Source organism: Bacteroides sp. 3_2_5 (assembly GCF_000159855.2).
Lineage (GTDB): Bacteria > Bacteroidota > Bacteroidia > Bacteroidales > Bacteroidaceae > Bacteroides > Bacteroides fragilis.
Genome location: NZ_JH636044.1, coordinates 986,104 through 1,000,844, shown reverse-complemented (window position 1 = coordinate 1,000,844; position 14,741 = coordinate 986,104). Strand labels below are relative to the sequence as shown.

Sequence of the window (14,741 nt, the reverse complement as noted above, 5' to 3'; positions counted from 1 at the left end):
CATAGTAATATTAATTCCTACCAATACATGTATAAACAAATCCTTGCGTTTCCATTTCAGCTTTATCGTATATATTTCGCCCATCTATTATTAAAGGATATTTCATCGTTTTTTTTACTACACCCCAACTTGGTATACGAAACTCTTTCCATTCAGTGACCAACAATAGAGCATCTGAATCAAGCACAGCATCATACATATCTTGTGCATATTCAATTTTATCACCATATTGACGTCGTACTATATCCAATGCAATAGGATCAAAGACTTTAACTTTTGCCCCTACTGCTATTAATTTATCAATCAATACCAAAGCAGGTGCCTCACGGACATCATCAGTTTCTGGCTTAAATGATAATCCCCATAAGGCTATCAATTTATTTTCAATATTCCCATCATAAAAACTCAATAGCTTATTAAATAAAATAATTTTCTGAGCTTCATTAACCTCTTCCACAGACTTTAAAACGCGCATATTATAGCCTTCTTTTTCAGCAGTCTTAATTAATGCCTTTACATCTTTCGGAAAACAAGAGCCACCATATCCACAACCTGCATATAGAAATTTATGTCCAATACGAGAATCAGAACCAATACCTTTGCGCACCATATTGACATCGGCCCCCACTAACTCACAAAGATTTGCTATCTCATTCATAAAACTTATACGAGTAGCCAACATTGAGTTAGCAGCATACTTAATCATCTCCGCAGATGAAATATCCGTAAAAATGAGTCGATAATTATTCATCATAAACGGTTTATATAACCGTTCCATAATCCCCCTAGCCTTATCAGAACCAACGCCAACAACAACGCGATCTGGACTCATAAAATCAGCAATAGCATCTCCCTCTTTTAAAAATTCCGGATTAGAAGCAACATCAAAATCCAATTTAACTCCTCTTTTATCTAGCTCTGATTGAATAGTAATTCTAACTTTTTGTGCAGTACCAACAGGTACTGTACTTTTAGTTACAATTAGAATATATTTATTCATGTTTCTTCCAATGGTAGAAGCCACTTCCAAAACATATTTTAAATCCGCACTACCATCTTCATCAGGAGGGGTACCTACAGCGCAAAACACTACTTCCACCTCATTTAGACATGAAATTAATGAAGTTGTAAACCGCAATCTGCCAGCATTATAATTACGGTACACCATATCCTCCAAACCGGGCTCATAAATTGGAATAATACCTTTCTTTAAATTTTCTATTTTAGATTCCATCACATCTACACAGGTAACATCTATTCCCATTTCTGAAAAACAAGTACCTGTTACAAGTCCAACATAACCAGTACCAACAATTGCTATTTTCATAACGCACTATTTATAAAATTCATAAAAAGATTTATACCAATCTACAGTCTGTTTAACGCCATCCTTGATAGATGTATTAAGTTTAAATCCAGTTGCTTTTTCTAAACTACAAACATCAGCATTTGTCTGATATACATCTCCTGATTGCATCAGTAAATATATCTTCTTTGCTAACTTTCCACACGCCTCCTCTATTGCATGAATAAAATCCATTAATTTTACTGGCGATGAATTGCCTATATCAAAAATACGATAAGGCGCTAAGGATGTGTCAGCCTCTGGATACTGAGAATTCCAACTTGAATTAGTTTGTGTAATACAGTTCAAAACACACATTATATCCTCAACCACATCATCTATATAGGTAAAGTCACGCAAATTCCTAATTGCATAAAATAATTATGATCAATAGAAAAAACAATAAGTATTTTACATTTCATTAAATATCAGTCAAAAAACACAACCATAAATATTTCATAATTCCCAAAAAAATTTATAAGTCTCCATCGACTGTAAATTCACTAAATAAATACATGTCAAAAATAAAAGTAAAATAAATGATAATATATACCTAGTAGTTTTAGACGATATAGAAGAAAGCATATTAGGTATAAGCAAAAAAATAAAATTTGAATAATACATATTCAATCTACCTGTTATCGGATTACCAGTACCGATAGCCTGAATAATCATACCAATAATCAAAATCATTATTAGAAGTTTATTAATGCCACCAACAGAGTACTCTTTTTTCATATACATCAAACAAAAACAAAAAATAACAAACAAAAAAAGAAACATTTTCAGATTAGTTCCAGGAGCATCAGAGTCAATATATGCAGTATATAACTGATAGTTACTACTTACCAATAAAATTAGTTGATTAAGAATGCAGCCTAAAATAGCTCCCAATAATATCAATAAAAATATATTCTTTTTAGATAAAGTTCTTTCATATATAAAATATATAGGAAAAAAAACAATGGCTGTTAAATGTATAGAACAAGCTAACCCATTTAACAATAAGAATTTACCAAATTTTCGCTTTATAATATAAGGTAATGAAACCAACAGAATTGCCATTGCCAAATGTTGTCGAAGTACATACATTGATTGATTAAATCCCCCTATTAGAAAAAGAAAGAGAGACATCCAAGGCATCATAGAATAATTTTTTATTGTTTTTATATAGCATCCTATAATTACTAAACTAGTAGCAATGAAAATAGCTTGTTCATGATTAGATACATATGATACCAATTTCATAAAAAAACTATATCCTATTTCAGCCTTTATAGCACCTACAAGTAAATAATCAGAAAAATCCATCTCACAAATCTCTCTAAATCCTTGGGCGTATTCAGGAGTATCAGGAAAACAATATGGATTTTTCAGTCCATGAATTATAAATAGCTGAAAGAAAAATATAAATAAAAAAATATTATTTCGATAAGCATCTTTTAGCTTTACCAATTTCAAAATAAAATAATATAAAAATAGACTCCCAATATTTAATAAATAAATCATCTCATTTATCTTTGAAAGACATAACTCCAACAACTTTAATAAAAAGTTCCTCTGGTTGCTTTTTCAAAAAGTCAAGTTTTTGATCATGAGATAAGAACTTACATCCCATATTATATTTAATATATTTCTTCTCAAAATTCTCTATTGTTTCTATAATTTTAGCAGGATTGCCTCCTACAACAACTCCATCTGGAATATTTTTTGTTACAACGGCTCCTGCAGCTATAACAACATTACTACCTATCGTAATACCTGGCATAATCATAGCATTATTTCCAATATAGACATTATTACCTATTATAACCTTCCCAAAAGCATCATAATTTGCATATTTATTACGTAAGACCCAACCTGCCCCATGTGTAAATATCTTAACTCCAGAAGTTATCTGGACATTATTACCTATACTAATCAAAAAAGCTTCAGAATAAAGATTCCACGTTGTTATTGAACAATTCGTTCCAATTTTCATACCCCGTCTCCTATAACATTTTATAGGAGAATAAAATAACCTATCCTTCAATAATGTAATTACCTTATACAAATTCATAGTTTCACTGATTTAAATATTTTCACCCCAGCTAAAGCCGCGTATTTAGAAAATGCTGATGTATATAGATTATCTCCAATAATTGAGTAAACCTTCTTAGCACGAGAAATCATAAAAAAATCCAACAATGTTTTCTGCACATCTTCTTCCCCTATTGTATTAGAAATATGAATAACCTCACCATCAAGGATCGAATAGCCATTTTCCTTAGCAATATTTAAGAATAAATTACTATCAGAAAATATTAAAATGGGCAATGAATTGATTTTCTTAATTTCAAGTAGTTTACAAAGACATCTATTTATAAGTTTTTTCTTTTCAGCACTATTCAAAGTTACATTTTCTCCACTTTCAAAATGTCCAAGCGCATTCACAAATCGTATATGAACGGCAATATACGCATTCTCCTTCCACTCTTGATCCTCTATAATCTTTTTCATCAAATTTGTTGGTTCAAATAATTCCTTAAAACAATTACCCCAAATTAACTCCCAATTCTCTATACCGTTATTTTCTAGAATATTTTTACCAACATAATTATAAACATGATATTGTTTCACTTTTTTATTCAAAATAGGGATATGTCCATATCCTCTATAACTAAGTAATCGAGTATTCATCAACGAATAACTCATTGTTCCATCAACTGATAACCAGTCAACTTCATTGGGTTCTAAATATTTATGAAGTTTAAAGGGGTAAGAAAATATTAGTTTAAACTTATATCCATTAATTTTAGCTATATAATATACACAAACAATAGCTTTTAATCTATCCGCAAACCCCGGATGTTTTCTTGACTCATCTATAATGAAAAAAACTGTATTATCAAACGGAACAAAGTCTCTAAATAATTGATAAGAATAAATATAATAAATGATATTTCTCACACATTGCCGAATCATCAGTGATAAACATCTAAAACTATGATTAATACACAATAAGTTAAATAGCACAGTACTTTCCTTTTAAAATAAACCTAACAACTTTAGAAATTCTCAACAAAAAGGGAGCAATATATGGATATTTAAATTCCCTTGAATCTAAAACGACCATACCTTAATTTGGGGAGAGGAATTTTGTAACCACACTTCCCGCTGCTATCAAACAGTATTCACCTATTGTTACTCCTGGCATTATATGAGAATTTGCTCCTACATAAGTCCAGTCGTTAATTGTTACTTTTCCGTATGTATCAAACTCAGGACAAATATTGCGTACTGCTTGACCTCCACCATGCGTGTGTATATAGACGTTTTTTATTATTTGACAATTATAACCTATCGATATCAAATAAGGTTCACTACTCCACTCTCTTGTAGCAATAAAACAATTCTTACCTATTTTTATGCCAATATGTAAAGCATATTTTTCTGGAGACACAAGAAAACGCCAGTATAAGTTAACTAATCTTACAAACGAATTTAACATAATTACCCAAACAATTCATTTAACTCTTCTTCAACTCTTTCTACCATATTCAAAGGAGAAAATTCACCATGATAGCCATAATCAACGAAACCAGTTCCTTCCGTAATGAAATCAATGTTTATATTATTCATATCTTCAAGGACTTGAATTTTATTTCTATCATAAAACTTAGATTTCTGTACATAGTTACAACTCGTTATTAACTTCTTTCCATAAATAACAGCTTCTAAAAAACGAGATGTATAGCCTTGTTGATTATTCTGCGTAATATCAAGCATACACCTTGTGTTTACAGAATGATAAAGCATTTCCCTGTATGACATAAAAGTATCAGAATACACTATTCCTGGTAATTCTGTCCTCTCTTTTTTTGGCACTTGTGTAAGGTAAAAGAATACTTTAAGACCAGCTTTTGTTAACTGATCATATGCTTTTGACAATAATGGGAGTCGATCTTTTGCTTTTCCTGCAAAAAAAACATCGGACTCAAACTCCCTCTCTCTTGTTATTTCTATTGCAGACTCAAATTCGTCAAAATGTGGGATATTATATTCTTTTGATTCAGCCTCATCATAAGTCATTTCTAAATCAAAAATTGGATTAAAATGCAAATCCGGTCTCATTCTTTTCCCGACTGAAAGAAAGTCCCTGTGCATGTGTACAATTTTACAATTAGGATACTTCTTCTTGAGATAATGTAAATAACCTAACGGTAGGCTACGACTTATTATTATAAAGCACATAGGTAGTTGTACAGAAAAGTTATTTTTAAAATATAGTGGATACCAAAGATTCTGAAAAGGCAACTTTATATGTTTTGAAATTTTTTCAGATGTGTGTAAAGCAAAAAGCAGCCGTATCCAATAAGGGTGTTTATCCAACGGATACGAAACGACTCTTGTCTGCTCTAAATTTTCTAAATCTTTTGTACAAATTGTATAGTAACCGTCATTGTCCACTCTTAACTTGTTATCAGGTGAATTAAAGATGACATAATTGTATTTATATTCCATATTTAAAAATTACGTTTTGAATTGGCGGGTGGTATTGAACCACATTCCAAAGGAACTACCTATATTACCAGTTGCCATTTGGGTTATTTTACAAAGACGTTTACTATAGTAGCTATCTTTTGTACATCCTCATCAGTTAGCCACATGTGCATAGGAAGCGTGATGATATGCTCGCTAAGTTCACGGGCTTTAGGACACGTTCCTTCTGCATAACGATACATACTGTACTCGATGTTGTCGCGATAGTGCACACCTCCGTAGATGTCATTCTCGGCAAGCTTACCAAGAAGAGCCTCACGATCCGGCACTACAATTTCATAGATGTGGTACGAGCACTCTTCATGATAAGGAGCTCCAACTATTTGTATCTTTGGATTGTTAGCGAATGCATTGTCGTACATCTCGACTATATCACGACGACGTGCATTGTCACGATCGAGATATTTCAACTGTACAAGCGCAATGGCAGCCATAATGGCATTACCGTTATACTTGTAGCCGACGTAATCCACATCATACTTCCAAGCGTATGTTCCCTTGTTAGAACGTGCGTATGTATCTTTATTAATACCCAACCAAGCCAGCTGACGGGCAAGTCTATCGTACTCTGCATTCAAGAAACAAATCATACCGCTATCGCCTGTAGGCAGGTTCTTGACTGCTTGAAAAGAATATACCGCTACATCAATTCCTTCCCAAGTACCAGGGGTGATGCCATTGACACGAGTGCCTGACATGTGAGCTGCATCGAGGATGAGCTTGAGGTTGTACTTCTTGCAAATTTCAACAATCTTATCTAACTGACCGACACGACCACCATATCCTACGAAAATGACAGCTCGCGTCTTGTCGTTGATTCGCGACTCAACGCTTACAGGATCAAGACAGAGATAGTCATCTACATCGGCAAATGTGGGATGAAGGTTCTCATACATAATTGCATGATTGGTGGAGATAAAGGTGATAGGCGTAGTGATAATCTCATCTCCGTCCGCCCAACCATTCTGCATCTTGAGAATCTTGACAGCAAGGTGAAGACCTACAGTGTTTGAATTAAGATAGTAAGCATGTTTGTGACCTGTATATTCTTTCCATGCTTCCTCAAATTGTATGGTCTTGAACCCCATACCTGTCCAGCCTTTTTCAAGGCATTCACGAACTGCTTCGAGACATTCTTCTATCTCGAACTTTGGTTTTAATACTTGAATACTCATAATTTAAAACTCCAGATTTGAATAATAAGAATTTTATGTTGATAAACTTTTTCATACTATCCAAGGAGTTTTAAATCATCAAGTATTAACAATACTTAGAGCCAAACTCCTTGATTGTATCGACAATCAAGGTTAAGTCATCGAGCGAGAGGCTTTGATGCATCGGCATGCAAAGAGTGTTGTCGACCGCATATCTGCATTAGGACAAAATACATGAACACCATAGCCTGGGACTCTGTGAAGCGGGAAGTAGCGATAAGTAGTGTAAATTCCGCGGTCGCGCAGATATTTTGCCAGCTCATCTCGCTTGCCGTTCTTAACCTGAATGTGATAGAAATAATATAACGTAGTGCAACCTTCTGCTATAGGTAGAGGAAGGTCTAACCAATTGACATTTTTAAGGTTTTCGTTATAGAACTCGTGAACTTTTGAACGTGCTTCCATAAAGGACGGCAGTCTCTTGAATTACTCAAGAACCATGGCTGCTGTCACATCATTCATGATGGCACGATGACCGAATGAACTGATGGCCAACTCCCACCACTTCTGAGCTACACTGTTCTCATATCCGCTTTTGGCTTCAAGTCCGAAATAGAGCCACTTCTCAGCTCGCTCTCGTAATTCAGGGTCTCTGAAATATAAAGCTGCACCATCGCCACAAACAAGAATTTTCATGGCATCAAATGACCACATGCCGATGTCTCCGAATGTTCCTAATACCTTTCCTTTGTAGGAAGAACATACTCCTGCTACACAATCCTCTATAACCTTCAGATTGTGGGCATCAGCCAATGCCATAATCTCGTCCATCCCGCAGGCAATGCCTCCGAAGTGAAGAAGAAGTATTGCTTTTGTTTTGGATGTAATGCGCTTTTCGATGTCTTCAGCACGAGCATTAAGTGTGCGTGGGTCAACATCACAAAGAACCATCTTTGAGCCGTTGGCACAAACTGCATTGCCAGCTCCGACAAAACTGATGGTAGGAAGGATGACCTCATCACCTGGTTTGATGTCGCAAAGGTGCATAGAAGAGAATAACCCTTCGCTACAACAGTTTGTTGTCAGCACTCTATTTGCAGTCGAACCGACGTGTTCAGCCCATTTCTTCTCAAACTCGTTGATGAGTTTACCTTTTCCAATCCAATTAGAATCGAAAACCTCTTTGATGCGGGCTAATGCCTCCCCCTAAAGTAGGCAAAAAACGTCAATCATAATAAATAAAATTTAATATTTACATATATCTATGTATTGACTTTGAACATCTTAAAATCTTTATCGATGTCGAAATTCAATCAATTTCTGTAATCTCTTGTACAACACATCTATGGTAATACAGGTAACGAATACAATGGTACATTGCAGGAGTGCTACTCCAATCATATAAGGAGTGTTGAAATAATCGATATTGTCAAACACTCGTTTCCAAAACCATGGATAGACATTTGGATTTTCTGAAATCAAATATACTACAAACGCACTTTGAGCAAGTAAGTTGATAATAGTAGATGTGATATTCATCTTGCTGAAGAACAAGAACAAGCCTAATGAGCCTATAATCGGCAGGATTGCAAACCTTCCAATGAAATGGAGGCCAAAAAGAATCCCGTAATCATCACAAATATGCAATTGCCTACCTCTCCAAAATATTGCGTAGCTGAATGAAAACTTTGTTGATAAGATTCGTATTGTCTGGTGTTAGTTTCCACGAACCGTGTCCTCCCCAGTGACTTAATACCATTCCAAACATTGCCAACAAGCGCAACAGTTCTATTCCAGATTGTCTTTGTTGTCCTATTTTATTTCTTTCTGAACTTGTTTATAATAAATGCTAAACTGCTATCTCTTAGGATGTATTGCATGAACAGATATATAACTGAACATACCAATACTTGACATATCAAAGTCATCCACAGAGGGAGTTCTATGAGAGACAGAAGATAGCCACAAGCTAACATTATTATGGAAGAGAAAACGGGTTTAATCAAATCTTTAGTTCTCTCAATCAAAGAGTAGTTATAGACTTTATCACTGATAACACATAGCATAAAATTGCCAGCAAACTCGACTACAACATAGCCTATTGCAATAGCGAACACTCCGTATGGAATCATCAAGACGAGGGATAGTAAGTTGATTGCCAAAAGAATCATCTCATAATACAACCCTATCTGGCTTTTCCATAAAGAGAGATACACTTGTTTATCTACAGATGTTATGATACCTGGAATTCTAAGCAAACAGAACAGACTTAAGAATGGGGCACACGGTAGCCATTTATCTGTTAGGACAATTAAAATCAATGGCTTTGATACAAGCGCCACAAGAAGCAGAACAGGTATCATCACAAATGCCGACATACTGACGGAACGGCGAGCCATCTCCTTAATGTGACTTTTATCGTCTTGTGATCTGGAAAAGACAGGCAATAGGACTGATGATATTGAAGTATTTACTACTTGAGTAACAAGACCAGAGTAAGTATATGCCCGGTCATAATACGCAAGTGTAGCAGGCTTGTAAACCTTTCCTATGGTCATCGTACGGATAGTGTCGCCTCCTGCACTTACAAGATTAGTTCCTAATATCTTAAGGCTGAAAGAGTACAATGCTTTTGCGCTTTGTTTTGAGAATCCAAGCCTCAAACGTATTTCTGGAAGCATATTCATAAATATGACTATTGCCAGAATATTCGACAAGACGTAACAAATAAGTGCCCATACTCCACACCCTAAATAGGCCATAGTTATACCTATGACCGCTGATATAGGAGTGGCAAGCAAACTACGGACAAACATAGTTTGGAACATCATTTTTCTCTGCAATAATCCGCTCTGTATGGAATTGAAGGAGTATAAGAACAATGCTATACCCATTACTCTGATTGGCCACACAAGTTCTTCCATATTGTACCACGAATTAATCACGGGTGCCATAAGAAACAAGCCTACATACAGAATTAATGCCACCAAAAGACTAAGCGTAGTCAATGTGGATACATCTATCTCTGATAGGTCTTTCTTCTGGACGACTGCGGCTGACAGACCACATTGCACAAAGATACCAAGATAGTTAACTATAGCGGTAATAATCGCAAGGCTCGCAAAATCTTCAGGCATAAGGAGACGGGCGAGGATTATCTGAACCAACAAACCTATTCCTTGCACCATTATCCGTTCACCTGATTTCCACAATAATGAACCTATTATTCCATTAGCCTTTGCCATATATCATTAATACAAAGAAACCTCAATATCAAAGGGGGGGGTAAAGTCTTTTAAACATTCGTGTTGTGTGTCTTTCTCGGATAGAATTACTTTGTCCATCGGTATACACCAATCAATACCAAGGCTCTCGTCCTTAATGGAGATGCCTCCATCTGCCTGTGGTGCATAGAAGTTATCGCATTTATACTGGAAGACAGCGGTTTCACTGAGAACAGCAAAGCCATGCGCAAAGCCTCTTGGTACAAATAACTGGCGATGATTATCTTCCGTCAGCTCCACAGCAACGTGATGTCCGTAGGTGGGTGAGCCTTTGCGGATGTCAACAGCTACGTCAAGAACTTTACCTCTGACACAACGGACTAATTTAGATTGAGTGAACGGAGGTAACTGAAAATGAAGGCCTCTCATTACCCCATAGCTGGACATACTTTCGTTGTCCTGTACGAATAGTATTGGTTTACCATATTGGGGTATAGCAACTTTTTCATCAAACTCTCGTTGTGAGAAGGATTCGACGAAATATCCTCTTGAATCCTTAAACACTTTGGGTTCAATGACAACTACGCCTTCAATGGTAGTTTTGATTACGTTCATTACTTTTCAGTATTAATAATACTTAATCTAACGATGTCTTCATACTTCCCTTCGGCATTGAGAGCCTCATCTTTAAGAATAGCTTCTGCAGAGAATCCTGCGTTCTTAAGCAATTCTACTTCGTCGGGATACTTATAGAATACGTACGAATACACCTTATGCATACCATATTCCGTGAAAGCTTTATCAACAAGCATACGAATAGCCATACTCTGGCTATCTGGTGTCCACTCTGTATCTGTACTGGTGAAAATACACAGCTCACAACGCTTGTTGGCGTAGTCCATATCCTTCAGATATACAGTTGCAATAGGGTATGCTACGATAGGGAAATCCTCATTCAAGCGTTCCACCATGAACTGCTTATATTTGCCAGTTTTCACAAAATTCTCGTAGAACTCTTTATTTGATTCTTCAGTAATTGTTGCTCGACTGAGACAATGGTTAATCACTCTTTCATCATTACGCCACTTTACAAGATGAACTCCATCTTGCAATGTGATTGGTCTTAATACTATTTTCATATTTCAATTATCATATTTCATCTTCAAAAGAACGATGACACTTGTCCTCAATAGGAGTACTTTATCAACTGCACAAATGCTATGCTTCCATTTTTTTAAGTCTTCTCGCAAAATTTGCGATTACCATTGGAGTTATTTGATAGATTGATTCATCGTGTTTTGTTTTTATCATGGGGCATAGAGATAGACACTTGATTTATCAGTCCTTATCCCAAAATTTGCTTAACATCTTGGTTTTGATGAGTCTTGAAAGGCAGCACAAAGTGGTTTGCAATCAATGCCTGCACACCGAATGTGGAAGACCTACCTTCATCTCTTTTAAAGTTACAAATTATATCCATATATAGATTTATATTATAATTCTCGTGACACACTAAGCGTCCATTTCTCCTCAAAATTTCTCTAAACTATTATGAAACAAACCGTCAAGAACTAAAAAAATAAGAACATTTTAACTTTACATTCATTTGTTATAATACCCATTGTACCACTCCGCAAACTTACACAGTCCTTCACGCAAAGGGGTCGATGGTTTGAAGTCGAAATCTTGCACCAAGGGTGTTGTGTCTGCGTAAGTGACAGGAACATCACCGGGCTGCATAGGGACGAGTTCTTTGTGTGCCTCAAAGTCGTATTCAGCTGGAAGCACACCAGCGCGAACGAGTTCTTCTTGCAGGATGGTGACAAAATCCAACAGGTTCTCGGGTTGGTTATTGCCTATATTATATATGATATAGGGAGGAACGGGCAGACCGTCCTCACCTGTTCGTCTTTCAGGAGCGTGTCGCATCACTCTGACTACTCCTTCTACTATATCATCAACGTAGGTGAAGTCACGCTTGCAGTTGCCGTAGTTGAATATTTTAATGGTCTCGCCTTTCACGAGTTTGTTCGTGAAACCGAAGTATGCCATGTCTGGACGACCGGCAGGACCATAGACAGTGAAAAAACGAAGACCTGTAGATGGGATATTATATAGTTTGCTGTAAGCGTGCGCCATCAGTTCGTTACTTTTCTTGGTGGCGGCATAGAGGCTGACAGGATTGTCCACCTTATCATCGGTGGAATAGGGTATCTTCTTGTTGCTACCATAGACAGAGGAACTGCTGGCATAGACCAAATGTGCTACCTCATGGTGACGGCAGACTTCCAATATGTTGTAGAAACCGATGAGGTTGCTCTCGATATAGCTGCCGGGGTTAGTAATGCTGTAACGTACACCTGCCTGTGCGGCGAGGTTGACTACTACATCTATTTTGTTTTCGGTGAAAACGTTCTCAATGAGTGCTTTGTCGGCGATGCTGCCTTTGAGGAACGTCCAATCCTTAGACAGACTGTCTATTTCCGTCAGACGTTCGTATTTGAGATTGACGTCGTAGTAATCAGTAATAGAGTCGATGCCGATAACTTTGATATTGTCAAAGTCTGTTAGTAACCGTTTCACCAGATTGCTGCCGATGAAACCTGCGGCACCTGTGACAAGAATAGTCTTGCCTTTCAAATCTATATTGTATTCCAACATGAAACTAATCCCTTTTAAAAATGTCACGCGTATACACTTTCTCCCTCACATCGTCCAGGCACGCATCGTAGCGGTTGGCAATGATGGCTTGCGACTGCCGCTTGAAGGCATCAAGGTCGTTGACTACCTTACTACCGAAGAAAGATTCCCCGTCCACCAGGGTGGGCTCGTAGATAATGGTCGTGGCCCCTTTGGCTTTGATGCGCTTCATGATGCCCTGAATGGCCGACTGACGGAAGTTATCGGAGTTGGACTTCATCGTCAAGCGATACACGCCAATAACCACCACCTTCTCCTTTTCAGCTTCCCAATTCGCACTTTCATGGTAATAGCCGGCCTTGTTCAGCACTTGGTTGGCAATGAAGTCTTTACGGGTTCTATTTGATTCCACAATGGCAGACATCATGTTCTGGGGAACATCTGCATAGTTGGCCAACAACTGCTTTGTGTCTTTTGGTAGGCAGTAGCCGCCATAGCCGAAGCTGGGATTATTGTAGTGCGTACCAATACGTGGATCAAGCCCCACACCGCTGATAATGGCTTGTGAATCCAAGCCCTTCATTTCAGCGTAAGTGTCCAATTCGTTGAAGTAGCTGACACGCAGGGCAAGGTAGGTGTTGGCAAATAGCTTCACAGCTTCTGCCTCCTTCATACCCATGAACAAGGTATCAATTTCTTCCTTTATCGCTCCCTCTTGCAAAAGTTTTGCAAATATCTTCGCATATTCCTCTGCATCGGAATTGCCGATAGATTTAATGGCTGTATTCTCCTCATCGAACTCTTTTCCATCGATGATCTTTGGATAGCCTACGATGATACGACTGGGATAGAGGTTGTCGTAGAGTGCCTTGCTTTCGCGAAGGAACTCAGGCGAGAAGAGCAGGTTGAAATGCTTACCTTTCAATTCTGGTTCCAACTGAAACAGATGGGCATATTTCTTATAAAGCGACCGTGTATACCCAACAGGAATAGTGCTCTTGATAACCATAATGGCATCAGGGTTCACCTCCAACACCAAGTCTATTACATCCTCAATATGATGAGTATCGAAGAAATTCTTGACAGGATCGTAGTTAGTGGGGGCAGCTATGATAACAAAATCCACATCCTTATAGGCTGCTTTCCCGTCAAGGGTTGCGGTCAATTTCAAATCCTTTTCCGCAAAGTATTTTTCGATATACTCATCCTGTATCGGTGACACACGACGGTTTATCTTCTCTACCTTTTCGGGTATCACATCCACAGCCACCACATTATGATGTTGTGACAATAGTACTGCCATACTGAGACCGACATAGCCTGTACCGGCAACGGCGATTTTCAAATCTTTGTATTCTTGCATATCATATTGATTTTTTTCACAATTAATTAGTTGGTGTTACAACAACTGTAAGCATTCAATTTAGGGCATCCCCCTTTGAAAGGGCACACAAGTGTGCCCTAAACAGAGTTTTGTTAATTAATTGGTTTTAAATTTAACATTGGCATGTAGCCAAAGCGATTTTGTCAAGGACCATGTAAACATAATCCCTGCACCCGTTAAAGATATTTTTGAAAATAATTTCGATGAAATTACAAATAGAAATACCATGAAGCTTCACTATTCCAATCACACTATGATAAGTTGCAGCCATTTCAGCTCCTGCGTCACTATCGTAATGAAGCGAACTGTTTCGTTGAGTAGTCAGCTTTCGAATGGTTCGCTCAACTTCGTTATCCAAACTTCTTGATAATCTGGTGGAATGTGGAATCAGAATCTTAAAGGTAAAACAAAAAAGAAGCGGTGGCTTCCGTAGCGACAAAGACGCCAAGGAC

13 protein-coding genes and 2 pseudogenes are annotated in these 14,741 nt (G+C 37.2%); all 15 read right to left on the bottom strand.

Features of this window, described 5'->3' with window-relative positions; genetic code table 11:
- Nucleotides 1-10: 10 nt before the first annotated feature.
- Nucleotides 11-1,327 (bottom strand): UDP-glucose dehydrogenase family protein, encoded by a 1,317-nt coding sequence (locus BSHG_RS13765; protein ID WP_008658617.1) that lies wholly within the window; start codon nucleotides 1,325-1,327, stop codon nucleotides 11-13.
- Nucleotides 1,328-1,333: 6 nt separating this feature from the next.
- Nucleotides 1,334-1,705 carry a hypothetical protein gene (locus tag BSHG_RS22990; protein ID WP_008658615.1) on the bottom strand — a complete coding sequence of 124 codons (372 nt, stop codon included), beginning with the start codon at nucleotides 1,703-1,705 and terminating at the stop codon, nucleotides 1,334-1,336.
- A 96-nt stretch (nucleotides 1,706-1,801) separates the two neighbouring features.
- Nucleotides 1,802-2,854, bottom strand: coding sequence for an EpsG family protein (locus BSHG_RS13770; RefSeq protein ID WP_008658614.1), 1,053 nt, complete (start codon nucleotides 2,852-2,854; stop codon nucleotides 1,802-1,804).
- 1 nt (nucleotide 2,855) lies between these two features.
- On the bottom strand, nucleotides 2,856-3,326 hold the full coding sequence (locus BSHG_RS23705; protein ID WP_280202829.1) for an acyltransferase: 471 nt from the start codon (nucleotides 3,324-3,326) through the stop codon (nucleotides 2,856-2,858).
- 74 nt (nucleotides 3,327-3,400) lie between these two features.
- Nucleotides 3,401-4,294, bottom strand: a complete 894-nt coding sequence (locus BSHG_RS20875) for a hypothetical protein (protein WP_148334030.1) — start codon at nucleotides 4,292-4,294, stop codon at nucleotides 3,401-3,403.
- A 169-nt stretch (nucleotides 4,295-4,463) separates the two neighbouring features.
- A complete protein-coding gene (locus BSHG_RS13780; protein WP_230588413.1) occupies nucleotides 4,464-4,787 on the bottom strand; it encodes an acyltransferase in 324 nt (107 codons plus the stop codon).
- Between the two features lie 50 nt (nucleotides 4,788-4,837).
- Nucleotides 4,838-5,848: a hypothetical protein gene (locus BSHG_RS13785; protein WP_008658609.1), complete on the bottom strand. Its 1,011-nt coding sequence runs from the start codon at nucleotides 5,846-5,848 to the stop codon at nucleotides 4,838-4,840.
- Nucleotides 5,849-5,931: 83 nt separating this feature from the next.
- Nucleotides 5,932-7,062: a DegT/DnrJ/EryC1/StrS family aminotransferase gene (locus tag BSHG_RS13790; protein WP_008658608.1), complete on the bottom strand. Its 1,131-nt coding sequence runs from the start codon at nucleotides 7,060-7,062 to the stop codon at nucleotides 5,932-5,934.
- Between the two features lie 132 nt (nucleotides 7,063-7,194).
- Nucleotides 7,195-8,184, bottom strand: a pseudogene (locus tag BSHG_RS0220210) (DegT/DnrJ/EryC1/StrS family aminotransferase).
- 674 nt (nucleotides 8,185-8,858) lie between these two features.
- Nucleotides 8,859-10,286: a lipopolysaccharide biosynthesis protein gene (locus BSHG_RS13795; RefSeq protein ID WP_008658606.1), complete on the bottom strand. Its 1,428-nt coding sequence runs from the start codon at nucleotides 10,284-10,286 to the stop codon at nucleotides 8,859-8,861.
- Between the two features lie 6 nt (nucleotides 10,287-10,292).
- A complete protein-coding gene (gene rfbC, locus BSHG_RS13800) occupies nucleotides 10,293-10,880 on the bottom strand; it encodes a dTDP-4-dehydrorhamnose 3,5-epimerase (protein ID WP_008658604.1) in 588 nt (195 codons plus the stop codon).
- Nucleotides 10,880-11,404: a GNAT family N-acetyltransferase gene (locus BSHG_RS13805; RefSeq protein ID WP_005795239.1), complete on the bottom strand. Its 525-nt coding sequence runs from the start codon at nucleotides 11,402-11,404 to the stop codon at nucleotides 10,880-10,882. Before BSHG_RS13805 ends, rfbC begins: the two co-directional genes overlap by 1 nt.
- Before the next feature lie 463 nt (nucleotides 11,405-11,867).
- On the bottom strand, nucleotides 11,868-12,926 hold the full coding sequence (locus BSHG_RS13810) for an NAD-dependent epimerase/dehydratase family protein (protein ID WP_008658597.1): 1,059 nt from the start codon (nucleotides 12,924-12,926) through the stop codon (nucleotides 11,868-11,870).
- Nucleotides 12,927-12,930: 4 nt separating this feature from the next.
- Nucleotides 12,931-14,268 carry a nucleotide sugar dehydrogenase gene (locus tag BSHG_RS13815; protein WP_008658596.1) on the bottom strand — a complete coding sequence of 446 codons (1,338 nt, stop codon included), beginning with the start codon at nucleotides 14,266-14,268 and terminating at the stop codon, nucleotides 12,931-12,933.
- A 133-nt stretch (nucleotides 14,269-14,401) separates the two neighbouring features.
- Nucleotides 14,402-14,644: pseudogene (locus BSHG_RS23425) on the bottom strand (IS66 family transposase); the annotation flags it as partial.
- Nucleotides 14,645-14,741 lie beyond the last annotated feature (97 nt).